The sequence below is a fragment of the Brevibacillus laterosporus genome, assembly GCA_007833815.1.
Taxonomy (GTDB): domain Bacteria; phylum Bacillota; class Bacilli; order Brevibacillales; family Brevibacillaceae; genus Brevibacillus_B; species Brevibacillus_B laterosporus_D.
On the sequence record CP033464.1, the window covers coordinates 4,410,966 to 4,433,042 of the forward strand.

At 33.4% G+C, this 22,077-nt stretch carries 35 protein-coding genes; 5 read left to right on the forward strand and 30 right to left on the reverse strand.

What is annotated here, in order from left to right; genetic code table 11:
• The first annotated feature begins 304 nt into the window (after window positions 1-304).
• Entirely contained in the window at window positions 305-922 is a 618-nt protein-coding gene (locus EEL30_21475) for a hypothetical protein (GenBank protein ID QDX95851.1), read from the forward strand.
• A gap of 160 nt (window positions 923-1,082) precedes the next feature.
• Entirely contained in the window at window positions 1,083-1,307 is a 225-nt protein-coding gene (locus EEL30_21480; protein ID QDX95852.1) for a hypothetical protein, read from the forward strand.
• Window positions 1,308-1,394: 87 nt separating this feature from the next.
• Here the strand turns inward: EEL30_21480 and EEL30_21485 are convergent, their stop codons facing one another.
• The 9 genes from EEL30_21485 to EEL30_21525 all read right to left on the reverse strand — a co-directional run bounded on the left by EEL30_21485 (window position 1,395) and on the right by EEL30_21525 (window position 6,652).
• Window positions 1,395-2,153: a site-specific DNA-methyltransferase gene (locus EEL30_21485; protein QDX95853.1), complete on the reverse strand. Its 759-nt coding sequence runs from the start codon at window positions 2,151-2,153 to the stop codon at window positions 1,395-1,397.
• Between the two features lie 679 nt (window positions 2,154-2,832).
• Window positions 2,833-3,183, reverse strand: a complete 351-nt coding sequence (locus tag EEL30_21490) for a hypothetical protein (GenBank protein QDX94618.1) — start codon at window positions 3,181-3,183, stop codon at window positions 2,833-2,835.
• A 193-nt stretch (window positions 3,184-3,376) separates the two neighbouring features.
• Window positions 3,377-3,574 (reverse strand): hypothetical protein, encoded by a 198-nt coding sequence (locus tag EEL30_21495; protein ID QDX94619.1) that lies wholly within the window; start codon window positions 3,572-3,574, stop codon window positions 3,377-3,379.
• 77 nt (window positions 3,575-3,651) lie between these two features.
• Entirely contained in the window at window positions 3,652-4,128 is a 477-nt protein-coding gene (locus tag EEL30_21500) for a hypothetical protein (protein ID QDX94620.1), read from the reverse strand.
• A 43-nt stretch (window positions 4,129-4,171) separates the two neighbouring features.
• On the reverse strand, window positions 4,172-4,918 hold the full coding sequence (locus EEL30_21505; GenBank protein ID QDX94621.1) for a hypothetical protein: 747 nt from the start codon (window positions 4,916-4,918) through the stop codon (window positions 4,172-4,174).
• 46 nt (window positions 4,919-4,964) lie between these two features.
• A complete protein-coding gene (locus tag EEL30_21510; protein QDX94622.1) occupies window positions 4,965-5,207 on the reverse strand; it encodes a hypothetical protein in 243 nt (80 codons plus the stop codon).
• Window positions 5,208-5,419: 212 nt separating this feature from the next.
• Entirely contained in the window at window positions 5,420-5,728 is a 309-nt protein-coding gene (locus tag EEL30_21515) for a hypothetical protein (GenBank protein ID QDX94623.1), read from the reverse strand.
• Window positions 5,729-5,736: 8 nt separating this feature from the next.
• Complete coding sequence (locus EEL30_21520) at window positions 5,737-6,087, reverse strand: hypothetical protein (GenBank protein ID QDX94624.1); 351 nt, start codon at window positions 6,085-6,087, stop codon at window positions 5,737-5,739.
• A gap of 58 nt (window positions 6,088-6,145) precedes the next feature.
• The gene (locus EEL30_21525; GenBank protein QDX94625.1) at window positions 6,146-6,652 is read right to left on the reverse strand and encodes a hypothetical protein; all 507 of its coding nucleotides are present in this window, start codon (window positions 6,650-6,652) and stop codon (window positions 6,146-6,148) included.
• 124 nt (window positions 6,653-6,776) lie between these two features.
• On the opposite strand from EEL30_21525, the gene EEL30_21530 reads away from it, so the two are divergent.
• On the forward strand, window positions 6,777-7,049 hold the full coding sequence (locus EEL30_21530; protein QDX94626.1) for a hypothetical protein: 273 nt from the start codon (window positions 6,777-6,779) through the stop codon (window positions 7,047-7,049).
• A 6-nt stretch (window positions 7,050-7,055) separates the two neighbouring features.
• Here the strand turns inward: EEL30_21530 and EEL30_21535 are convergent, their stop codons facing one another.
• From EEL30_21535 to EEL30_21565, 7 genes are all read right to left on the reverse strand, one after another.
• Entirely contained in the window at window positions 7,056-7,364 is a 309-nt protein-coding gene (locus tag EEL30_21535; protein QDX94627.1) for a hypothetical protein, read from the reverse strand.
• Window positions 7,354-7,956 carry a hypothetical protein gene (locus tag EEL30_21540; GenBank protein QDX94628.1) on the reverse strand — a complete coding sequence of 201 codons (603 nt, stop codon included), beginning with the start codon at window positions 7,954-7,956 and terminating at the stop codon, window positions 7,354-7,356. Before EEL30_21540 ends, EEL30_21535 begins: the two co-directional genes overlap by 11 nt.
• 20 nt (window positions 7,957-7,976) lie before the next feature.
• Window positions 7,977-8,270, reverse strand: a complete 294-nt coding sequence (locus EEL30_21545; GenBank protein QDX94629.1) for a hypothetical protein — start codon at window positions 8,268-8,270, stop codon at window positions 7,977-7,979.
• Between the two features lie 159 nt (window positions 8,271-8,429).
• On the reverse strand, window positions 8,430-8,783 hold the full coding sequence (locus tag EEL30_21550) for a hypothetical protein (protein QDX94630.1): 354 nt from the start codon (window positions 8,781-8,783) through the stop codon (window positions 8,430-8,432).
• 14 nt (window positions 8,784-8,797) lie between these two features.
• Window positions 8,798-9,037: a hypothetical protein gene (locus EEL30_21555; protein ID QDX94631.1), complete on the reverse strand. Its 240-nt coding sequence runs from the start codon at window positions 9,035-9,037 to the stop codon at window positions 8,798-8,800.
• Entirely contained in the window at window positions 9,034-9,246 is a 213-nt protein-coding gene (locus tag EEL30_21560) for a hypothetical protein (protein ID QDX94632.1), read from the reverse strand. The genes EEL30_21555 and EEL30_21560 overlap by 4 nt, the downstream gene beginning before the upstream one ends.
• A gap of 24 nt (window positions 9,247-9,270) precedes the next feature.
• Complete coding sequence (locus EEL30_21565; GenBank protein ID QDX94633.1) at window positions 9,271-9,498, reverse strand: hypothetical protein; 228 nt, start codon at window positions 9,496-9,498, stop codon at window positions 9,271-9,273.
• Between the two features lie 284 nt (window positions 9,499-9,782).
• On the opposite strand from EEL30_21565, the gene EEL30_21570 reads away from it, so the two are divergent.
• Window positions 9,783-10,625: a DNA polymerase LigD gene (locus EEL30_21570; protein ID QDX94634.1), complete on the forward strand. Its 843-nt coding sequence runs from the start codon at window positions 9,783-9,785 to the stop codon at window positions 10,623-10,625.
• 118 nt (window positions 10,626-10,743) lie between these two features.
• On the opposite strand, the gene EEL30_21575 is transcribed toward EEL30_21570, so the two are convergent.
• The 9 genes from EEL30_21575 to EEL30_21615 all read right to left on the reverse strand — a co-directional run bounded on the left by EEL30_21575 (window position 10,744) and on the right by EEL30_21615 (window position 14,050).
• The gene (locus EEL30_21575; protein QDX94635.1) at window positions 10,744-10,947 is read right to left on the reverse strand and encodes an ATPase; all 204 of its coding nucleotides are present in this window, start codon (window positions 10,945-10,947) and stop codon (window positions 10,744-10,746) included.
• A gap of 6 nt (window positions 10,948-10,953) precedes the next feature.
• A complete protein-coding gene (locus EEL30_21580; GenBank protein ID QDX94636.1) occupies window positions 10,954-11,205 on the reverse strand; it encodes a hypothetical protein in 252 nt (83 codons plus the stop codon).
• On the reverse strand, window positions 11,195-11,479 hold the full coding sequence (locus tag EEL30_21585) for a hypothetical protein (protein ID QDX94637.1): 285 nt from the start codon (window positions 11,477-11,479) through the stop codon (window positions 11,195-11,197). The genes EEL30_21580 and EEL30_21585 overlap by 11 nt, the downstream gene beginning before the upstream one ends.
• Window positions 11,480-11,890, reverse strand: coding sequence for a hypothetical protein (locus EEL30_21590; GenBank protein ID QDX94638.1), 411 nt, complete (start codon window positions 11,888-11,890; stop codon window positions 11,480-11,482).
• 125 nt (window positions 11,891-12,015) lie between these two features.
• Window positions 12,016-12,384, reverse strand: coding sequence for a hypothetical protein (locus EEL30_21595; protein ID QDX94639.1), 369 nt, complete (start codon window positions 12,382-12,384; stop codon window positions 12,016-12,018).
• A 366-nt stretch (window positions 12,385-12,750) separates the two neighbouring features.
• A complete protein-coding gene (locus EEL30_21600; protein QDX94640.1) occupies window positions 12,751-13,017 on the reverse strand; it encodes a hypothetical protein in 267 nt (88 codons plus the stop codon).
• Window positions 13,018-13,055: 38 nt separating this feature from the next.
• Entirely contained in the window at window positions 13,056-13,304 is a 249-nt protein-coding gene (locus EEL30_21605; GenBank protein ID QDX94641.1) for a hypothetical protein, read from the reverse strand.
• 40 nt (window positions 13,305-13,344) lie between these two features.
• Window positions 13,345-13,596 carry a hypothetical protein gene (locus tag EEL30_21610; protein QDX94642.1) on the reverse strand — a complete coding sequence of 84 codons (252 nt, stop codon included), beginning with the start codon at window positions 13,594-13,596 and terminating at the stop codon, window positions 13,345-13,347.
• A 58-nt stretch (window positions 13,597-13,654) separates the two neighbouring features.
• Window positions 13,655-14,050, reverse strand: coding sequence for a hypothetical protein (locus EEL30_21615; GenBank protein ID QDX94643.1), 396 nt, complete (start codon window positions 14,048-14,050; stop codon window positions 13,655-13,657).
• Between the two features lie 65 nt (window positions 14,051-14,115).
• Between EEL30_21615 and EEL30_21620 the strand changes: the two genes are divergently transcribed.
• Complete coding sequence (locus EEL30_21620) at window positions 14,116-14,328, forward strand: hypothetical protein (protein QDX94644.1); 213 nt, start codon at window positions 14,116-14,118, stop codon at window positions 14,326-14,328.
• A 338-nt stretch (window positions 14,329-14,666) separates the two neighbouring features.
• Here EEL30_21620 and EEL30_21625 read toward each other — a convergent pair whose 3' ends face one another.
• Genes EEL30_21625 through EEL30_21645 form a run of 5 tightly spaced genes read right to left on the reverse strand, consistent with a single transcriptional unit; the run spans window position 14,667 to window position 22,023 of the window.
• Complete coding sequence (locus EEL30_21625; protein QDX94645.1) at window positions 14,667-17,786, reverse strand: DNA polymerase III subunit alpha; 3,120 nt, start codon at window positions 17,784-17,786, stop codon at window positions 14,667-14,669.
• 4 nt (window positions 17,787-17,790) lie between these two features.
• A complete protein-coding gene (locus tag EEL30_21630; GenBank protein QDX94646.1) occupies window positions 17,791-18,894 on the reverse strand; it encodes a hypothetical protein in 1,104 nt (367 codons plus the stop codon).
• Window positions 18,895-18,907: 13 nt separating this feature from the next.
• On the reverse strand, window positions 18,908-19,948 hold the full coding sequence (locus EEL30_21635; protein ID QDX94647.1) for a DNA primase: 1,041 nt from the start codon (window positions 19,946-19,948) through the stop codon (window positions 18,908-18,910).
• Window positions 19,938-21,404: a helicase gene (locus EEL30_21640; protein ID QDX94648.1), complete on the reverse strand. Its 1,467-nt coding sequence runs from the start codon at window positions 21,402-21,404 to the stop codon at window positions 19,938-19,940. The genes EEL30_21635 and EEL30_21640 overlap by 11 nt, the downstream gene beginning before the upstream one ends.
• Window positions 21,405-21,417: 13 nt before the next feature.
• Window positions 21,418-22,023, reverse strand: coding sequence for a hypothetical protein (locus tag EEL30_21645; GenBank protein QDX94649.1), 606 nt, complete (start codon window positions 22,021-22,023; stop codon window positions 21,418-21,420).
• Window positions 22,024-22,077 lie beyond the last annotated feature (54 nt).

Sequence of the window (22,077 nt, forward strand, 5' to 3'; positions counted from 1 at the left end):
AGTTTATTGGGTCTGTCTTTATAATTGCATTAACATTAAGATAATAGTAAAATTAGAAAAGTTATCCAATTAAATCAATAGGAGGAATTTTATGAAAAAGATACTAAGTGCTACGTTAGCTGTTTTGATGTTATTTACTGGTTATTCACAAGTAAATGCACAGGAGGAAACTTTTCCGAACATTAAGAATGTAACTGACCTTCATGAGTACATTACAAACAATCTTAAGGAAGACATTAACTTGAACAAGGATGGAACCCTAAATATTTCTGAAATTGACTTTGGAAATTTAAACAAAGAACTTGTGGATTCCTACAAAGAAGTTGTAAGCTCTGTAAATGAAGGTGTTGAGGAAGGTATTCTAAAGTATAACTCAGATTTTGAATTATCAGTTGCAACTGTGGAAGAATTAAAGGCATTGTCCCATGTTGAAGAGTCTAAGCCAAATGATGACGAGATAACTGCCAGAGCCATTCCTGACGAACCTGCAAAGTATCCACTTGCAAGCAAAGCATATGCAAACCTTGACGATTTAAAGGGCAAAGAAAAAGCTTATGAACAAGCAGCTCGCTTTAACCCTAGTATTGATCCTTGGTTAGCAACAGCTTCTTATTTTGCCGTACAAGTAAGATCAGGAGGAGCTTGGGACTTAAAAAGAGAAATCGGATGGGATAAAACAAGAACTGTAAGAATTGACGGAGAAACATATTATCTCACTGGGGAAGACATTGGAAATATTCACTTTGGCTATGTAGGTAGATATCACTTTGGCACTAAAACTCTCCTCAGTGCAGCAGGGATGGTTCAAATCTTGTCTGGTACAGCAAGGTTAAGTTGGTTTGATACATACTTTGATGATCCAACTGATCAAAAAGCTATTCGTAGAGGAATTAATTGGTACTTGAACGATAGTTTTGAATAAATAAAAAACTTTAACCTAAAAAACGGAGCGAAGCGCTATGAAGACACTATTCAAAAGACTACTGATAATATTAATCTCTTTAATAGTGTTTCTATCTCTAGTCGTATATTTAGCATTCTATTCTACACTGTTTCTACAACAGGGCAATTTAGTTCAAGTAGTGAACTCTCCTAATAATACATACACTGCAAAAGTTTATCGCTTTGGGGATGAAGGTGGGCTGAGAGTAGATGTAAATGTCGGTTTTTTTGGTGACAAGCTTATTTATTGGAGTTGGAAAGAATCAAATATTGATGTTGAATGGACGGATGACACTCATATAAGAATAAATGGCAGATCGCTTGATGTTAGAAAAGATACGTTTGATAAAAGAACAATGGATTAAGGTAAAAATACCTCCTTCAAGAACAGTTTCTGAGGGAGGTATTTTTTTAGTTAGAATCAACGTAATGTATATAATAAAACTCACTTTTCATTGAGTAATATTAAGTAATTTTTGATCAGCAATTTCGTAATATGTACTTTCAATTCGTTGATTTGCAATTTCTATGTATTTATATTCAGTTTCAAATCCTAAAAAACTTCTTTTGGTATTTATTGCTGCTTCTGCTGTAGTGCCTGATCCAATACAATTATCGAGTACAATGTCCCCTTCATTGGTGTAAGTACGAATCAGCCACTCTATACATTCTACTGATTTTTGTGTTGGATGCTGTGTAGTTGATGGATGTGGTTTCTTAAATGTTAAGATTGACTTAGGATATTTTAGATTACCTTTAGTATTTACTGCTTGGAATTGTCCATAATTTGTGTTTCTTGAAAAATCTTCTTGAGATTTCCCTACTGCTTTACCTCTACTGTGACATTCGTCTCCTTCAACCATTTGGGGATTGTACAAAGGAAGTTTCTTGTAAAAAACACATAAATCTTCGTGACTTCTCAATGGCATCTTTTTTGCGTTTAAAAATCCACTTGGTAATACCTTGTCCCACACTAGGTTATATCTCCACATTTTTTTATTACTTGCCATCAAATCTGCGGTAAACATTCCATTGGCGAATAACACAATAGCTCCATTACTTTTAATAATTCTTTCATACTGTTCCCATAAAGGCTTAAAAGGAATAACAGTATCCCATTTGTTTCTTGCGGTTTGACCATATGGCAAGTCACACAGTATCATATCTATACTTTTATCTGGTATTAGTTTCATTCCTTCTAAACAATCCATATGATAAATACGGTTAATTTCTAAGCTTCCTAATTGTTCTTTCTCCAAATATTCACTCCCCCACTATCATTCCTTCTATTTAAATATCAGCTCTTTCTATTCCTCTTCATTTGAATAAATTATATCGTTTGATAGATTGGATTTAAAAATTGACTTCCATACATAAATAACTTCTCTATTTGAATCAAACAATGAAACATTTTTAATTTCTTTGATTCCTTTACCTTTAAGGCTCATTAGACTAAACTCCCTCCCTTGGTGCATAATAAATTCTTGATTCCATTACTCTTCAGTTGTTGATTTTGGATTTCTATACTTGATAACTTCAATGTTGCATGTATTGCAGCAGTACTCATTACTTATAATGCCTCCGTTGTCTTGATCTGAGAGCCATACAAGTTTTTCCTTGCATTCTGGGCATTGATACACAATGAATCCTCCTTTAACTTCTTATTTTATGTCTCTAATTACTTCAAGCTTATCAATTGCATTTCTAATCGCATCGTGCTTTCCAATGTTTAATGCTGCTGATAATCCATTTATCTCATTCCCATTCATCGCATTGGATACAATATCAACTAATTCTGTTATGCCACCTATAAAACATATTCAACCACCCACATAAAGCCCTAATAACAGTCCACTAATAAACATCACAATACCCAATGCCTTTTTCATTTTATATCTCCTTTTTATACTTAACTTCAGCCCATTTGAGACAAGCCTCTTGCCACACATCATCATCAGGGATTTTTATTGAATTTATTACATCATGTGCCTCTTTCAAAGTCTTACTACTCCAATCTTTTTTGTATTCTTTCAATATTTTTTCAGTTTCCAATGCTACTCTTCCATAATCCCCACCAATAATTTTGTAGACTTCTACAATTTCCTTGAAAAGTATGTAATCCATATAGTCATAATGATAATAAACTTCTTTTGAGCTTTTTCTATTCATAAACCAAACAATAAACAAGATACCTGTTGTGAATCCTATCATTTGTGCAAATGCTTTTAATAGAATCTCCAATTGTCATCCCCCTCATTTCATCCATGAGTCTTCATCATAAAAATCACATTCTTGGGCTTCAGATAAACTATTAATCCATTCACTCTTTTTGCTCTGACCATTTTGTAATATGACTCCAGTACAATATGAATACCAACCAGCTATATCATTTTTACATGTATATACTCTATGATGCACACAGTCTTCACAACTTTTATTGCTCATCAAAATCACCCATCTGATCATGGATTTTCACTTTTAATCTTTCATATTTTAAAATTTCTTTTTTTCTACTTTCATCTAGCTGCTTACCCAATATGGAACTATTAAACCTTCCGCTTGTCTCTCTGCAAATCTTAATCTTATCCTCAACTAAATTTCCCAGTTCAATTAAATCCCCTCGACTCAACATTAGATTTTACTCCTCTCACAGTAAGCTATTGCTATTATCCTTCCGAGTAGTTTGCAGTCGTCAACTGCTATAATTTTTTATTCACTAAATTCCCACCAACGCTTACGACTATTTTTTGGCAAGTTATTATTATTTAGTTGTGTTTCTTGATTGACTTGAGATTTTTCTTTTTTTCTTTCCTCAAGAAATAACTTCCTTAATTCAAAATTTTTCTCAGCTTCAGTTTTAGAGTCTAAGTCCTCTACTACTTCTTTATAGTCAGTAAAGTAAATGACATTTCCTTCAGTGTCATGAACAACTTTATAAATTTTAAGGTGTTGTTCGTCAACTAAAATTGTATCTTTTTCTCTTAGAATTCTATTTATATTTTCAGTCTCTTTCACTGTGATATATTCAAGAAATTCTTCGCTTGATGAAATTTCCCCATTTTTTTCACTAGGATAGTTTACATCTATTTTGTAATAAACAGGCTCGTAGCCAAAGCAACTGCTTCCTTGGTAACAACCCAAATAATATTCTTTTTTTACTTTTTCTCCTTTAATGATAGACTTCATTTAAACTCCCCTTATCTCTTCTAATGGACTTGAAAACCATATTTTAACTATACGTAGCTTCAGGTTCAGCTTCTGGCTGAATTACATCTTGATCATAATCTTTATCAAGTATGATTTTGGTATGGTTCTGAGCCAACTTCATCAACTGGATTTCAAACTCTTTTAAGTGTCTTAATGAGCTTAGTTCGTGAACAGAGTCAAAATTCATATTCCATCCCTTATCTGATCCCTCTTTCCATCGAGATAACCTAATAGAGAAATTCATTTCCTTATCTTGTTCACATTCAAAAGATAGTACTGCATACTCATAAATATCCCAATTTCGATTCTCGTTGTAATCAACCTCAAACCTTACATCAATATATTCATAACTAACACCATCATCATAATCAATTTTCAGATCATCTGTATTGACATTCTTTGCTACGTAATCCATCCATCTCTCATACAAGTCAGTTACCTTAAGCGACTTTTCATGTTCACTAGGCTCTATCAGCGATTTGAAATTTGTCAGCAGCTTTTTATTTTCCAGAGCAGAATGCTTCAAGACATCGGTAAGAACACTGTCTAGCTTTACAATGTATTCCGAGTAGTCATACGATTCTAGATAAGGAATCATAACCGACTTAACCTTCTTTTCGATAACTTTAGTGACATCTCCATATGAACCGAACAGGCTATTTAAGGCATTGTTAATGCCTTTCTCTAGTTGTTCTTCAATTAACTTTTCAACAGTACCATCTTCCAGTTTCTTAGAAATTACATCTTTAATGCTTTGCTCAATTGTCATACACTTTCCCCCAGATTTTTAGTGAATTTTTATTTTGCTTAAAAGTTTACTCTCGTAGCCATTCTTTAGGAGTCTTTGACAATGCACCTTTGTACATATCAAATGAGGTTTCTGCTTTCATTTTTCTGATAAACTCAGGCGAACGCTTTTCGCTCAACAATTCTTCCCTAAGTTGTCGGTGGTCGATATTTAACATGGCTCTATACACCTTCAAAGCGTAATAACATTCTTCATGAGCAGGCATTTTTCCATCAATCACATCATCAATTATTTCTGATAAAATTCTCATAGACTATCTCCTTACGCTATTATTTAATTTATTGAGCATAGGCATGTAGTCTACGGAGTTCAAAAAGTCATTCAGTAGTCTATCTGCTAATTTTTTTCGATAAGACGTGGCTCTAAATTGGGAAATTCCACATCGAATAGATTGCATTTATAATACCAGCACACCATAATCCCCTCTTCGTATACTTTGTTTATCTCCCTCACTAAATTGTTTTATTTTAATTCTTCTGTATATGCATCACATTCTTCATCTTCACTTACTATGTTAATATTGATTCCCGCTTCAGGATGATCATAAAAGTTTTGTGTCTTGCCATTTATCAACGGTACTCCGTATCCTTCCAAACGCCCCCCTCCAAATCTTGCTCTTAATTGAGCGATGTGTTCAGCGTGTTGTTCTAAGGTATGGAAATCATAGAATTCTTCTCTAAACTGTTTCATCCAATCTTCACTAAATAGCAGCTCATTCAATTCAATTATGTATACATCTTCTCTTTGTACAGTAACCTTAAATCGTTTCATGTCTCCCTCTATTCCGCTTCATATGAAGCAATGATTTTTTCAATCTGTTGATATATGTTTCTATGCTTCAAATAATCCCCAAGAAATGATCCACCACTTAATTTCAATTCAAACGTGAAGTTTTTTATGTCACTTTTAGCTTCTACTGGATGGTCATATAAAATAATAGTTCCTTTTGGATAACCCTTATATTCTTCTTTCAGTTCATATCCCTGTGTAAGACCTTTAACCTTCTTCGATTTCTTCTTATATTCTGAGCTAAGAAAGTTGCCTAATGGTTTGTATTTATTCACTTCTAGAATAATGCCGTGATCAAGCCTGTAGATATCCTTAAGTTCGTGAAGCTGAATCTTTTCCACAAAAAACCTCCTTAAATTAATAATCAGATAAAGAAAACAAATTTAGGTATGTAGAATTCTAGTTCTCTAATTGAGTTAAAATAGACTCATATTCGTTTTCAAAGTGCACATGTAAAATTTCCTCTTCCTCTTTTATCTCTCTAGCTTTCGTTATTTCTTCCTCTTTTTTCTTTCTTGCTCTTATTATCTCTTCTTCTGCAAGAAGATCATTCATTATATCGATTTCTTCCTCCATTATTTTGAAATATAGTAAAATCATATTCTTCCATCTTCCACTAAAGCGATATGGCGATTCTTCATACGTAATCAATTCAGAATTAAATATAAGTAATTTACCAAAGTCATCTTCTAGATAAATTTTTAAATAGAACTTCTTATCTAAACGATATTCGAACAGCTCAAAACAAAGGTCGTCAATTTTAGTTTTATATAGAATGTCATAATGAAAAATTTTAGTGTATCTATACTCCTTTACAATCTCACTATGGTTACGCACCAATTGACACATTTGTTCTAAGTTAATTTCAGGTTTAGACTTTCTTTTAAACACATTGAAGAAATTCAAAATAAGTATCCCTCCTAAATGTAGCTTCCACCATTTTTTATCCTGAATATTTCTTCTTCTTGAACAATAAAATAAGGGTTAGGAGGAAACTTTAAATAAATCATCTCATGAGGTGAAGAATATGATGTTTAAAGCAACTGTTATTACACATTGTGGTGTATCTTTTCCAATCGTGCTGATACCTAAGAGTGAATTTAACAGTAAGTTTGCCTCAGATAAAGCAATGAGATATTACGCTCGTTACTTTAATTCATACGATGTTATATTAGCCACTCAAGATACCATTGGAATGCTCCATTATAAAGGGAGAAGAGATGTTGTTAATCTCTTGCGTGCTATTCACCCTTCACAAATCCCTTGGAAAAGATACACCAAAGAAAATTTTAACTCCTACTAAATAGCTTTAAAAGTTATCCATTTCTACCCCAATTAAGCTATAGCCAGTTAAATCTTTATAAGGTGACTCTCCCATTAAATCTCCTTTTGGATTTGAAAAAATCCGATTCTGTTTGTCGATCATCCGAACCTGTAGCAACAAGTGTTTTAAAAGAACTTCTGGTATTGTATATGTATCATCATTATTTTTATATTCTTTAAGGAAAATTTTCATCAGTTCAAATGACTTATCTACGCTATTCCCATATGCTTCTTGTTTTAAGCCTGTAAATGCCCCAATTTCTTTGCCAAGTTCCTCAAATTTTTTATTTTGCATCCAGTTCCCCACTTTCAAGCTTGTTCTTATATGCCAATACTTTGTCTATGTATTTATGGTGTAATCCATTTTGTCTTACATATTTTGCGCTTTTACTAATTCCATATCTATAGCCAATCAATACTCTTTTAATAACTGTCTCTTCGCTGTATCCTTCATTAAAATACTTTTCCTTTAAGTAATTCACATACCAACTCGCCATCTGAGCTGAGTGATATGGACTCTTTGCATTGGGCTTACTTAGTCCTACATTGTCACCGAGCCAATCAATCGTATTTCTTGTGTTGATTTGGAATAGTCCAACGCTTGATCCATCATACGATACAATATCAGTTCTGAAGGTTGACTCTGTATGAGCTAAAGCTAACATCAATTCGTAACTTAAATTATACTTTTCCGCTTGTTTATGTATATATTGCTGCAAGTCCTTTGACAATGGAATGTCGTATTGCTTATATGTATTTATCTCTTCAGTCGCTGCACGCACTTCTTGTTTATCAACTTGTTTCTCGTTTAATGCCACTAGTGCTTCGTCAACTCCAATAGCATTTAATTGAAGAAACAATGATAAGGTAAATAGCTGTGTTAGCATTGCGCCTCCTTTATTGATACTTAAATAAATTCATTACAAAAGACATGGTAAGATTTGTTGTTGAAACGGATAGTTTGATAGAAGATGAGATTCTTTTCAATCATATCGGTGACATCAATTCCGCTTTGAATTAATGCAATTTTTACAGAGTGTTTTTCTTTCTGCTCATTATCTTGAAGTACATTCATTATCAATTCACGGTTATTTACTTCAAATGAAAGAATTTCTGCATACATTGGGATATCAATACATTCAATTAAACTTCTTTCCTTTAGACTCTCCCATGTAATTACGTAAGGCTTTACAATCATCATTTATTACAATATTCTCCTTTTATTTTTTATTTTTATTTAATTTTAGGTATTCGTTAATTTCTCCTGCTTTCCCAGCCATTCCGACTACGAAATTAATATTCTTACTGGTAATGATCTTCATCTTACGTCATCTCCCTTTCTAATAAAACTACAATTTCATCAGGCATTGATGCCTCCAATTTTATATCCTAGCTTGTCCACAGCAATCTCTATTCCTTGACAAATAAGGTTGTACTTCTGTGACAGCTCGTCTTTTGAGCTTGTCAGGTATTTGTCTTCATATTCTTTGTATAGTTGATACAATTTTTCCTCTGGTGTCATTTCAACTTCATAACCTATAAATAATGCTTTTAATAATATATCAAGTTCTAATCCTCTCAACTCTACAGCCCCGTTGCACCAATCTCTTGGATTTTTTAAATGTTCTCTTGCAATCCATTCTTTTGAATAACCATTTTTTATAAGCCACTCAACTGCTTCTGCAACTTCTTTAGGTAATTTAACTTTTCCCATTTGTATCTTCTCCTTTAGATATTTCGAACAATATTTTGAATTGTAATACTTACTCCCTCAAGTTCTCCTCGTAACTCATATACATCATCTTTAATTTCTTCAACAATGCTGATAGCTTTATCAATTGCTTCGTTAAGTTTATCTTTTGTTGAATCTTCGGGAACATCGCACAGATACTCATATAGTTTGTCTACTTTGAAGTAAATTTCAATACTCATTTGAACACGTCCTTCTTTTTTTAGTGATAAAATCAATCTTTCATCATATCCCAATTTGTAATGTATTTACAAATCTTTTGGTTAAATCCTACTTCAATATATGGTTCGCCATCTTGCGTCCATTTGCTATTACTAAGCACCGTACCAGTTATCAGTGATATTTCTTTTTCTTCCCTCTTGCTGAAAGTTAATATACTTCCACAAACGAAGCTCTCTTGAGGATAGCTTGGATGATAGCTCTTCAATAGAACACCTCCACATATATTTTTTTAATCTTCAAGGTCTATAGCTACATGTGTATAAGTACATTCATATGGAAGTTCGGGCATTGATCCAATCCCCGTACTAACCCAGTCGCTACAATTTGCCACTCTTTCCAATTCAGCTCTCGTTAAGGATTCAACTTTTTTCTTGGCATTTTGTTCACTTTTATGACCGCTAATTAATTGCGGATAATCATCAGAGCAGTCAATACTGTAAACAAGATAAATCTTCATAGTTATCCCCCTAGTTATGCGTCTTAATTTTCATATCTATTATTAATGTCTACTCCGCACTCGCAACTAACCATCCATTCTCCGTAACAACACCATATTGTAATGAAATCGTTGCTGGTGATTACCTTATCTCTATTATCTTGATCTTGTGTAAAAACTGTAGCCTGTCCGCAATTATTACAGATTATTTCAAACTTGTTCTTAATCACTGTATATCACTTCCAATATTTTTATATAAATTATCATCCCTCAAAGTGTTACTCTAATCTTGGAGGAATGCTGCTATGATAAATAAGCCTATAAAGCCTATGTTGTTGCATAAGTCTGATTTACCACCTCATGGCAATCTCACACACCAACTCAAATTTGATGGTTTTCGCTGCATCATGTCATACGATAATGGAAATACCAGACTCTTCACTCGACATCAGAACGAATGCACATTACCTTTTCCTGAGATTAGACCATCCTTCCCCATAAAGAATGCTATTTTTGATGGCGAAATGGTTGTAATGGAAGGAATAAAACCTTGTTTTGAATCTGTCATGAAGCGTTTGATGACTAAAAACGACCAACAAATTGAACGTTTATCTCATACATTGCCTAGCCACTTTGTAGCCTTTGACATACTCTATTTGAATGATAAAGATTTAACTAAACTACCTCTGTATGAGAGACTTGATATTTTAAATTCAGTGATATCTCCCTCAAATGAGATTTCTATATGCCCATCTTCAAATGATGGCGTAGGATTGTTCAATAAAACAAAAGAACTTGGACTTGAAGGCATTGTCTCAAAAGACTTGGATAGTCCCTACCTACTAGATACACGTAGTCATTTTTGGCTCAAAACAAAAGCTTATCTATATGAAACAGTGACTATCACTGGAATTAGGAAAAATGAGTTTGGATGGTCTTTGTCTAAGGATGGTAATTATCTTGGAGTCATGGAATTCGTTCCGCCTGATGCAAGGAAGCAATTCTATCAAATTTCAGATCAAATAGTTACAAAAGATACTGACAAATGGAAATACGTACAACCACTGATAAAATGTGAAATTAAGTTTCAGTGCTACACCAAGTCAAGACTTTTGCGATCCCCTAGTTTTGTTCGTTTTGTATCTTAGCTCCCTACATGGGGGCTTTTTGCTTTTTAAATTGATTTACTACTCCCCCTCCTAAAGCTGTCATAACTTCAAAGGCATAGAATGAGTTTAAAGCTTGGTATAATCTTTCAGAGATTTCTTAATGGTTTACACAATCCTCTGCCGCCAGCCATGTTTCATAACCATCATTAAATACTAGTCGTAGATCAGTGTCAGTCCATCCACCATTGTTTGACTTCTTGATATCAATCACTCTAGCTACTGATCCATAAAATTTACGCTTTTCTGTATCATAGCTAGTCGAAATAATCTCAACTTGATCATCAATACGGAAGTATGACATATATATTTATCTCCTTTCTCTACCAATATTCAAATATTCTTCATTAATTAAATGGCTGTTATTTATCTCTATAATTTCTGCTAGTATCCACAGCAACATTACAATTACAAAAGAGCCAACTATTGAGAATGTTTCTGTTTCACCTATAAAACTTCCAACAATACAACCGATTCCGTACATACATGCCGACAGTCCAAGTACTAGAGAAAAGGCAAACGTGAAATAAAGAATTTCTTCAAATATTTTTTTAATTTTCATTCACCTTTTCTTTAAAGCCAGTTTCACAGTTCCAATAGACTGCTCCACAATCATTAAAACCTATATATACAATATCTAAAGCAATCTCACCGTCACTACACATAACTTGATTTTCTAGTATGTATTGTTGATCGACACCTAGTTTACTTAATACTGCCTTTGCCTCATCATCTAAATGAATCATGATATAGTAGCACTCGTTTCCACTACATTCCCAGTCGACAACCTTGTCATGTAAAGAGTTTAATAGATCAATTTTTTCTTTATTGGTCATTTATTTTTCCTCCTTTAGATAAGGCGTGATATCCACACCCTTAGCTTCTAAATATGCAAGTGCTACAACTGCTGGCAAATAATTGATCTCTTCTAGGTGAAAGACCGATAGTAGTTCGAATGTTTTTTCTGTCTCATTCCATTTCGATACTTTACAAGCAGAATCTATAGGCGATTCGCTCATTTCAAATAGATATCCATCTTCTCTTGCATCAGCAATTAGCCATAACATATCTTCGCCAGATGATGAATAGTAGGGGATAGGGGTTCTTAGTAAAGACCCTTTTAAATTTGTGTTAACCTCTCCCTTTCTAACGCCTATTCCATGCCCACCTGCTATCAGCTCTTGATGTGGATTAATTTCTGTCCAACCCAAGCACTCCGCCACTTTAGCGTCAATCTCTCTGCTCATTAATCATGAACTCCCTCTTCAGTATCTACTGCATCCCGTTCTAGTAGCCTACAATCCTCACAAAAACTTTCACCACAGCATGGGCACTGCACAAACCATCCTTTACAATGTGGGCATTGATCCATTCATGCCACTCCCTCCACATTCGGCGTAATGTCCACGCCTTTAGCTTTTAGATAGGCTAGGGCTACTGCTGTAGGTAAATGGATGTGACTTGCAACATGTGTAAAAGAATTATGTTCAACTACATCAATTCCGCATAGTACTAAATTCAATTCAACGTGCGTAGTTATTTCAAAACGAATATTCTCTTTTCTTGCCTCTTCAATCAATAGCAACATGCCATCACCTGTAAGAAAAGAGAAATGTCCCTCATAACCTTCAGCAACTATTTCATTGTCCAAAATTCGTTCAACGTAACACCAAAACCCATTATCCTTTTCTACTAGACCCAGAATCTCAAATAATTTCTTATTAATCTCTTCCTTTATCATGTATCAGCGCCCCTAAAATTTTTGACTTAATATTACTTTCTATGATCAAATTTTTTTGGTAGCCATCCTTTTTCTACAGCTATGAAATATGGCAATTTAACAATGAATAATAATACTTGATACCATTTCATACCTTGGAACATCCAATTCAATTTACACTTCACCTCGCTATGTATTTACATCTCCTATCTGCTCAAAGAATCCCGACTTTCTTTTGTGTTTGTCGCATGCTTGAACAGGTGTTGCGATAACCTACCGATCATTCCTCATCCTCCTTCAAATAGCTGCAAGTTCGGAGAGTCCCAAAAGATGCGGACAACGGGACTATTAATACCAACCACCAAGCACTAATCATCTTTTATCCTCCTAGTCGTTCCAGCAAATGCATGTTGGCTCTTTATAAGCAAAATCTTGTCCAAGAAAATCTCGAAAGCTCATCAGTTTACGGCTGCTGTCCTCTTGCTCGAAATTACCAACTGTATCGAGCGATATTTCTTTAACCTCGTCAATTGTTACCACAGCACCTTCTTTACCGCCACGTTCGTTATGATCATTTAGAGCCTCTTCTGCTGTTTGAGCAACGATGTACTCTGGATATTCTTCGTTAACCTTAAATAGTTTGTATTCGTTCATTCCGCATCCTCCCTTATCACAAGCAATGGTTTCTACGATTACTCCCATTCATGAAGTGGATCATAGGCATAGGCAAAAGTTCCATCCTCGGAATAACTGATAATCGTTACAGGAATTGGCACATATGAAATTGCCAAGTAATCCTCAAGAAAATCCTCAGCCATATCTTTTGTTGGGACTAGATGATTAAAAGTTAGGTTGGTATCTTCTTCACCTTTCATGAAATTGTAAAATGCAGCTTCCTGATGCTTGAAACCAATTGCCCACATTGCAGGTCTTTTTCTCATAATCAATACCTCCATTTATCAGGTTGTTTGTTTTGTTAAATCACCAAATTCTTTTACCTGTTTCTTTGATGTACCAGTACGACCAATAGCCTACATCTCCAATCCAAATCTTGCGTAAGCATATTTCCTGCACTCTTATTCCGCCACAGCGTTCACACTTTTCTCGATATTCATGTTGATAGATATTGTCCTCTGAATTGTGGTGCATTTTTCCTTTGAAGTAATGTCCGTCAATGTGACATTCCATTTTTCGAAAAAAATGTTTTATCCTTTCAATAACGATCACCTCCATTTATCTAAATTACCGTTTATTAAGCAACCACTTTCATAGCAGCGTTGCATATGGCTTATTAAATCAGCACTTCATCAGCGAGCGCTATCTCAAAGCAATAAGCTATGTCGTCCTGATGTGACTTATGTTCGTCGTAAAAATCTTTAGCGAGTTGAAACACTCTTTTAAGAGAAGCCCCTTCATCAATTACTGCATAACTAACATCTTCCTTAATTGCATCAATGGTATGCTGGCATGGCTCAAAGCCAAAAGTTCGTTTAAATAGCGCGTATAGACCAACTTCTTCCTCGATTATCTCTGCACTTATGCATTGTGTAGTGATTGATCTAGCCCTGTCTTCAATTTCTTTATAAGCCTCCGCATCCCCCACCGCATCTATTACATTCACATCAAGGCTGTTATACGTAGATTCATCAATATCAATTTCTACTTCTAAAATCGCCTTTATCTTCATGAAGTTGCCCTCCTTTTTTTGTCCCAAATGATAGAGATATGCTCTATCAAAAGGAGTGATATATCATGCAAAAATCGTTTTATTATCTAGTGCCGTGTAGCCGATCTGCTAGGTTAGTGAGAAAGTTTCGACGACACGGTATCCCTTTTGACATTGAAGCTATCCGAAACAGCGATAACGTCCGGTTTGTGTTTCCTGATTTACCTGTACGGCAGTATCATGTCGTGCATTTGGTGTTTGGAAGGGTTGGTGAAGCTTATCCCTTGTCTGGAGAGTAATTCTTTCTCTCTGCCCATTCTCGCAACGTCAAACCCATTTTTTCAAAATTACCTCTTCTTAAATTATGTATCAATTCATTATTTTAATTAATATAATGAAATATGTATTTCATCAGATATACATTCGATTCAGCTTTGATTTATTTTCAAGAGCCTTTATAAATTGTTCTTGAAAACCTTGTCCTTCTTTTTTAGTGTTCTTACGATTCATTATATATGTATGTGCTTTTCGGTCTGCAATATGTTGTGTAGGTAATACCTTCATATGATTCCTCCTTTCAATTTCTATATTTATACATTAACACATCAGTTTTATTTTGTATACATATTTTTATTTACTATCTTAGAACTGTCCAATCTGACAAATACTTTTCTTTCTCCCCCGTATCAATCCATTCATTATTCACTTTTCTTCTCTTAGCTCTCTCCAAGATCATCTTAACTTGAATAATTGATAGCTCACCAAACAAGTTTTTCTTCATATCATTCTTATTACATTTGAGAACCAACACTTCTCCACTTTTCAAATTATATAACCGTATCTTTGGAGCGTATTTAGTGTTTATTTCAGTGATAATGAAGACACTCAAAGGAGATTTTTCGAATGTAGTTACTTCATATCCATAATAATCAATTTCAGCTTTAATTTGCTCTTTTACCCCAAGAGATATATCTTCTTCCGATGATTCAAACTCTCTTATTAATTGAAGCCTTTTCTGTTTCGTTTCTTCTTTGAGATTTTTATTTTTTAATCTATTCTCATACTCATCGACAATTGCCAATAATTTTTTGTTCTTACCAAACATATCAAAGTAACCCAAAGAGGTTAGGATGCGTACTTGTTTAAAATTAGCACTCGTATTTAAGTGAATGTGGAATAGTAAATCTGCAAATGAATTATAGTTTTCCGTGCTAATTTTAAACAGTTCTTCTGCAACAATGCTACTAAGAAAAGAAATTGATCCGACACCCTTATAGATTACCTTTTCCTCTTGATTTACAGAATAATTTGCTCTCGATCTACCGAATCGGATACTTTTAACTTGTATACCCTTTTGCTTTGCATACTCAAAAATCTTTGCTGTCTTTTCTTTGTCGTCATTATTAATATTCAACATTACAGTTAAGAACTCTAAAGGATAGTGATAACGAAGATACCCACATATATATCCTGTGTAGGAATATGGTTGCGAATGATTTACCGAAAATCCATAATCAGAAGCATCTCTAATAACATCAAGGAAAGAAGAAAGCAACTCTGAAGCTCTATCCTGATCAATTTCATACTTAGATTTCATAAAATTAAAAAATCCATTTTGAATGTCTCCTAAGTATTGCTCGGTTCCAACCTTCTTTGCTAAACCACGTCTAACACTATCAGATTGCGCGTCAGAAAAGTTACAAAACTGAGTTAGAAAGCGCATGATTTGCTCTTGATAAACAAGATATCCTAAAGTATCATACAACAACTCATTAAGCCCCTCATGACCATTGTCTTTAAATATACCCTGAGCAAGATTATCACGATATGAGGCTCCAGAAGGACGAATTGCTCCATTACCAACTGAGAGTAAATCAATCAATTTATAGTTTGGTAATTTTACTTTAATTTTTTTTATAGTTTCCTTATCTAATAATTTTTTAATATAATTATAAGCTGTCTCTGACTCCCATTGAAATATCCCTAATGTACTATCAGTAAGAGCGCTCCAAACGTCGATGTCATTTTCATTGATATTATCGGGAGTTAATCTTTCAATTCCTGCAAGTTCACATGTGTCATTAATAATCTCGATGTTTGCTAATCCCAGAATATCTAATTTAACAAAATTGAGACTTTCAAGCTCTTTCATATTAATCTGACTAACTGCATACTTACTTTCCTTTGTATAACAAAGCCCAATATTATCATCTAATGTTATAGGTGAAACCAAGAATCCAGAAGGATGAGATCCTATACTTATAACTACTCCATTTAATAAATCCACATAACTAAAAAGTTCTGCATATTTGTCTCTATATTTTTGGTTAACAACATCGCCTTTTTCATCATCTTTATAAACTGATTTTGCTATTTCGTCTACTTCAAACAATGGAATTTTTAAAGCCCTTCCAACTTCACGAATCGCTCCCTTTAGAGCAATTGTATTATACGTTATAATCTCACTAAAATGAATTTTTCTTAAGTTGGCAACATAGTCAATAACTTCTTGTCGTCTACTCGGTGGAAAGTCAATATCGATATCTGCTAGTGTTACACGCTCTGGGTTAAGAAAACGGAAAAAGTTTAGGTTATGCTTTATTGAGTCCATCTCGGTAATACCAAGTAAATAGGCAATAAGGCTACCATTAACCGATCCTCTTCCATATCCTTGATAGATGCCTTTATTCTTACACCAATCAATAATATTAGTCTGAAGTAACATATAATCTATAGTATCGGTTTTTTTGTATACAGCGAACTCGTCTTTGATACGTTCAATGTACTTTGGTCTAACTTCTTTTGACAGACAATTTACATTTCGACTCTTAATTCCTGATTCAATTTTTTCTTTGAATACTTTAATAGGATTATCGTACAGTTTTGGGTATTTTGGCTTACTATCTAATGAAAACTGTTCAACCATATTAGCCATAATATTAGTGTTATATATTGCTTCTAGGTACGCATCTTCTGGAATTGCATTTTGCGATTTAAACATTTGCACAAGTTCATTATAGGATTTAAAAGTAAGATCAAATAAATCTTCATCGCCATACGTTGCACCCTTTGCCATCATAAGAATCTTTCTCGCTGCCTGATGCTCTTTATTTAGTGAGTGAGTATCTGTTCCTGCAATAAGAGGAATTTGAGCTTCTTTTGAAAACTGATATAGCCATTTATTGAATTCAACTTGTTCAGGGTGTAAATGATATTGAATTTCAAGAAACATTCTGTGTTTATTCTTTTCAAAAAAATCTTGTAGTGATTGCAGTACTTGTTTATTCTCTCTTTTTATTGCTCTCCATAGTGGGGACGCTAGACAGGCACTCGTCATTAGTAAATTATCGCTTGTGGAAAATAACTCATTAAATGAAAGTCTAGGATTATAGTAGAAATGACCATCTTCACGATTAAACGATTTGGAGGTCAAAGCATTCAATTCTTTGACTCCATTTAGATTCCTCGCAATAAGCATAAAATGGTAGTTATCACGAATTAACCCTTTCTCTTTGTCAATATGCTCAGTTAGATAAATTTCATTTGCATGAATATATTTTAACCCTCGTTTTTCAGTCTCCTGCTTCTTTTGTACCCAGTTAAAGATATTCCCATGCTCTGAAAAAGCGATTGATGTCATACCTAATTCAACAGCTTTATCAAGATACTGTTTGTATTTTGTGGTACTATCAGCCCCTGTTGAAACCGTAGGATTACTGAGATCAGAATGAAGATGGTATGTAACATAATTATTCACTTTATCACTCCCAAGGTAAGTCTAAATCATTTAAAGTATTCTCTTCGTTCTTCGCTTTACATCCGTTGTTATTCAAATGTTTCTTATAGTACTTACAATGACTCTTAACTCCACATAATACTGAGCAATAAAAGGAATCCTTTTGACCAATTTCTTCTCTTTCCCAGTCATCTTCTAGATCCGTCCGACTGTTAATTATATTGATGCTATTCTCAAATTCAACTACAAGTTCATCGAGAATTTTCTGGTTTATCTCTGGATAGACATAACAATCTCCAACTTCATATTTGTTTTTTATTTCGTCATGTAATTGTGAAAGTGAATTATTTTTTACACATTCCTCAAATTTTAAATCAACTTCCCAATTTTCTATATTGTATACACTTTTAATATCCTTTTTTAAAGGAGTTTCAATTGCTTTAACCCAACCGTTTCTTTCAGCACTTGTTGTCTTGAATTTTCCATTCTTTAACTTGTAAGTAACATTAGTGTATTTTATAAAATTCCATCTTACCTTAATTTTTTCCAATTCAACTCCGTATTGATGCAAGCCTAAAGCATATAGCCTTAATTGCTTTGCCTGATCCTGAATTTTCTTACCTTTATAGATACTGCTGCTTTTATAATCAGTGATAATGTAACACTCATCTTCTTTATGTATGGAATCAATATACCCAAGAAAAAGATTTCCGTTAACATCAATCCATACGGTTTGCTCAGAAATGACTTTTGTATTTACTGGTTTATGGTTATTAAAAAAATGAACTATACTCTCCTTGTACTTTTTTCTCATCTTAATATTCTTCTCTTCATCGTTGCTAAACCTAAAATCAGAAATCTCTATGTCCAAAAATCCATCTTCAAATCTATTTATCATATTTTCATATTTGATTTTCCCATTATAGAAATCTTCAAGTATATCATGAGAACACGACCCTGCTACTGTGTATATGTTGTCCTTACTTTCAACTTTTTTGATTCTTGCAAGGTAATACTCAAACGAACAATTTTCGAACGTATTGATCTTACTAAAACTCCACAAATTCGGGTTCTCACCAAATCTATCGATAAATCTTTTAGGTACGACAACTTGTTTTCTTTTACCCACATTTCGCTCCTTTCTATACTACTACTCGATTTCTAAGTAAATATTCAAATCTTTTATACCCACGATCGGTAGGTGAATCTTTCTCTTTTAATAGCCCCCATTTATCTTTTATATATGAGACTTTACGATAAAGGCTCAACTCTTTACATAAGGTTAAAATATGATTCTCATCCACATCCTTATCAAAAGCGATCACAATCTCAACATTTAAAGATAATAACAGCCTCTTCTGAAATACTGACAAGTCATGACATCCAATTGCAATACCAATTGGATGTCGATAGATATCTGCTTTCAGTACACTTTTTTCAGATTCAAAAACCAGAATAACTCCTCTTTTTTTTATTTCGTCAATGTTATGACATAAACCATACAAGTTTTTGCTTTTCTCATACTTAATGCCTTCCATTGAGAAATACTTAGGTATATGGAGTTCTTTATAAGCCTTAATTACTGTTCGTCCAATCAACCCTGCTATTTTACCCTTATCGTCATATTTAAAATGTGGGAAAACGATTCTATCAGTTCTTTCATCAAAACAAATGGAGTATTTCTCAATAACACTTTGTAATATTCCTTCTCTAATTAGGTCGATATGTGGTGTTTTTGAGTATTGATATAGTATAGATATATCGTAATATTGTTCTTGTTCAATAATATCTGTTTTGATTTTCTTTATGCCTTTAAAGCAATCCAATGGATTTATTTTCTTTTTCATTTGACAACTTATGTCACTGACTCCTAGTAAAATAGCACATTTTTGATATGCATCCTTGAATCCGATATCAAAAATAAACATTATTAAGTCATATATTGTTCCATAAACTGTTTTACCTTTAGTAAATATCCTTACGTTTAATTCTTCATTTAAAAATATAGATACTTTACTGTTGTCATCATCTTGTGGCAATGCACATCTTATTTCTTTTGAATACACACTCAACGTATGACATCCGATTTTATGAAGTAAATCTTCAAGCAAATCATTTTTTATTATGTATTTCTTCAATTCTTTATAATCCACAGAGATAATCACCTCTAACTTAGGAGTCAAACGGAATATCGCAAATCCCAACCTCCTTGTAAATAATATTTCCTAAATCTTGTTCAGCAACAATTTGATATGCTTGACTTTCTCCGTTCCTATTTTTCTCAATAAATATAATTACATATTTTTTATTTGGATTAAGAACAACTTCTCTACCTGTTGTTATAGACGAATTAGTACCAATTGGTTCGATTACTTTAAGTTCCCATTTTCCACCTGCATATTCATCATTTCTAACCCTACGCATTAACATTCCTACAGTGGCAACGTCTATTACATTTTTTGCCATACCAATACTATCACCGGTCAAATATCTCTTCAGTACACTACCTTTTTGTAACTGTAATGTAATCCATAAGTGGACATTTAAGTTTGAAGCTTTTATAAGATCATCAAACTTTCTCATATCTTCTTGCATTGATAGCCAGAATGATTCGTTATTATCTCTATCTGAAGAAATCTTAAAAGTATCTAATACGAACTTCTTAACGCCCAACGAAGCGTACTTTTTTATTATCTTTTCGGATTGCTTTCGAGAGTATGATTTAAAGTGGCAAAGAATGATTTTGTTATTGATCATCTTTTGTTCAAGGTAATCCTTAGCGTTGGCAAGCAGCACTCTTTCATCTTTAGTGAACTTTCCTTGCCTCCACCTTTTCTTATTGAAGAAAGGCATCTCATTTCGATCAATTTTATTATTTATAATCCAAGTCAATAATTCTTGTTTCCATTTAACGTGGTCTTGCTCATTTAGCATTACTACACACGCTTCTTCATTTTCAAAAACAGCAGATAATATTAATTGGATAGTTGCAGTTGTTTTCCCAGTTCCACTTAAACCTCCCAAAAGATAGATTTGCCCATCCATTACTCCGCCAATTTCGCTATTTAAAATCTTACTTGGTATTTCCATCCCAACGTTTAATCCGCTATCAGCCTCATCGATAATTTCAAGAAGATCGTCTTCAAGATTATGTGTCTCAATTCCATCGTCAGCATTTATAAAGATGTTATTCAGTTGAGCATTAAAATAATCATAAAGCTCATTAACATTTAGATCTGATAAATTACTTATTGTATTCTCATTGATGATTAATTTATCTGCTATTTCATATAGAGCAGCCCATTTCTTTAATTCACTTATGTATGAGTCGGCATTTTCTATGGTCGAATAGAAATTAAGGTTTTCAATGACATCGTATCCACCATATTCTTTATACTTTTCATGCGATTTACTTTTATCCTGTAAGAATACCTCTACAGATACTTCATCAAGTATTTTTATGCCCTTACGTGCTACTTTCTGACCCAGTGTATAAAAAAATAGCCATATTGGATTCTTGAACAGTTCTTTAGATAAATCGTGGTAATCAAAATAAAGCTCAGGACTCTTCCAAAACACCCCAACAACATTAGCTTCTATTGGTTTTAAGATATCTTTAATTTTCTCCTTGATGCTCACCTATCCACCTCAACTAAAACAAATGTTTTAATTTATTTGCTACTTTATTTTTATCAATTTTTGTCTTATTAACGAATTCAGCACTTATTTCTGTATCAAATTGTGGTACTATAAATCTCTTTAATTTTTTATCGTTTTCCTCACGTTCTTTGACTCTTTGATAAACATCATTAATATAGTTTTGTATAATAGCCATCATATAATCGACTTGATGTTCTTCAGAAGAAAACTTAGATTTATCTGCAAATGAATTTAAGATATCTACCTTTTTTACTTTAAAAGTCATATGTATAATTTCATAAGGATATCCATGTTCACTCAACGAAACCTTTGTATTCTTCCTCACCCCATAATTTCCACTTCGTAACCCTTTAAGTCTACTTACACAGTGTTTACTAAGAGATTGCATCGTGTCATATCTAAAGATTTCTACTTTTATATATTGATAAAGTGATTTCCATCTCCTCTCTTCTTCCATCATTTGGATGTATACTCGGTGACAATTATCCGAATGAAAATATCTATTATACTCGTTTTTTAAAGTTTTATATCTTTCTATAATGGCATCAACTTTTTGAACATCTTCCTTACACTGATAACATTTAACCGTAGATTTCACAAACTCACCTCTTTTAGAAATATGGGTGAGAGATTTATCCCCTCACCCATATAA

What these genes read in the sequence shown, in the direction of transcription:
- EEL30_21485 (QDX95853.1), bottom strand. Translation starts at nt 2,153, where the DNA reads ATGGATTGTTTAGAAGGAATGAAACTAATACCAGATAAAAGTATAGAT.
- EEL30_21495 (QDX94619.1), bottom strand. Translation starts at nt 3,574, where the DNA reads ATGTTGAGTCGAGGGGATTTAATTGAACTGGGAAATTTAGTTGAGGAT.
- EEL30_21500 (QDX94620.1), bottom strand. Translation starts at nt 4,128, where the DNA reads ATGAAGTCTATCATTAAAGGAGAAAAAGTAAAAAAAGAATATTATTTG.
- EEL30_21505 (QDX94621.1), bottom strand. Translation starts at nt 4,918, where the DNA reads ATGACAATTGAGCAAAGCATTAAAGATGTAATTTCTAAGAAACTGGAA.
- EEL30_21510 (QDX94622.1), bottom strand. Translation starts at nt 5,207, where the DNA reads ATGAGAATTTTATCAGAAATAATTGATGATGTGATTGATGGAAAAATG.
- EEL30_21515 (QDX94623.1), bottom strand. Translation starts at nt 5,728, where the DNA reads ATGAAACGATTTAAGGTTACTGTACAAAGAGAAGATGTATACATAATT.
- EEL30_21530 (QDX94626.1), top strand. Translation starts at nt 6,777, where the DNA reads ATGTTTAAAGCAACTGTTATTACACATTGTGGTGTATCTTTTCCAATC.
- EEL30_21535 (QDX94627.1), bottom strand. Translation starts at nt 7,364, where the DNA reads ATGCAAAATAAAAAATTTGAGGAACTTGGCAAAGAAATTGGGGCATTT.
- EEL30_21540 (QDX94628.1), bottom strand. Translation starts at nt 7,956, where the DNA reads ATGCTAACACAGCTATTTACCTTATCATTGTTTCTTCAATTAAATGCT.
- EEL30_21545 (QDX94629.1), bottom strand. Translation starts at nt 8,270, where the DNA reads ATGATGATTGTAAAGCCTTACGTAATTACATGGGAGAGTCTAAAGGAA.
- EEL30_21550 (QDX94630.1), bottom strand. Translation starts at nt 8,783, where the DNA reads ATGGGAAAAGTTAAATTACCTAAAGAAGTTGCAGAAGCAGTTGAGTGG.
- EEL30_21565 (QDX94633.1), bottom strand. Translation starts at nt 9,498, where the DNA reads ATGAAGATTTATCTTGTTTACAGTATTGACTGCTCTGATGATTATCCG.
- EEL30_21570 (QDX94634.1), top strand. Translation starts at nt 9,783, where the DNA reads ATGATAAATAAGCCTATAAAGCCTATGTTGTTGCATAAGTCTGATTTA.
- EEL30_21575 (QDX94635.1), bottom strand. Translation starts at nt 10,947, where the DNA reads ATGTCATACTTCCGTATTGATGATCAAGTTGAGATTATTTCGACTAGC.
- EEL30_21580 (QDX94636.1), bottom strand. Translation starts at nt 11,205, where the DNA reads ATGAAAATTAAAAAAATATTTGAAGAAATTCTTTATTTCACGTTTGCC.
- EEL30_21585 (QDX94637.1), bottom strand. Translation starts at nt 11,479, where the DNA reads ATGACCAATAAAGAAAAAATTGATCTATTAAACTCTTTACATGACAAG.
- EEL30_21590 (QDX94638.1), bottom strand. Translation starts at nt 11,890, where the DNA reads ATGAGCAGAGAGATTGACGCTAAAGTGGCGGAGTGCTTGGGTTGGACA.
- EEL30_21595 (QDX94639.1), bottom strand. Translation starts at nt 12,384, where the DNA reads ATGATAAAGGAAGAGATTAATAAGAAATTATTTGAGATTCTGGGTCTA.
- EEL30_21600 (QDX94640.1), bottom strand. Translation starts at nt 13,017, where the DNA reads ATGAACGAATACAAACTATTTAAGGTTAACGAAGAATATCCAGAGTAC.
- EEL30_21605 (QDX94641.1), bottom strand. Translation starts at nt 13,304, where the DNA reads ATGAGAAAAAGACCTGCAATGTGGGCAATTGGTTTCAAGCATCAGGAA.
- EEL30_21610 (QDX94642.1), bottom strand. Translation starts at nt 13,596, where the DNA reads ATGGAGGTGATCGTTATTGAAAGGATAAAACATTTTTTTCGAAAAATG.
- EEL30_21615 (QDX94643.1), bottom strand. Translation starts at nt 14,050, where the DNA reads ATGAAGATAAAGGCGATTTTAGAAGTAGAAATTGATATTGATGAATCT.
- EEL30_21620 (QDX94644.1), top strand. Translation starts at nt 14,116, where the DNA reads ATGCAAAAATCGTTTTATTATCTAGTGCCGTGTAGCCGATCTGCTAGG.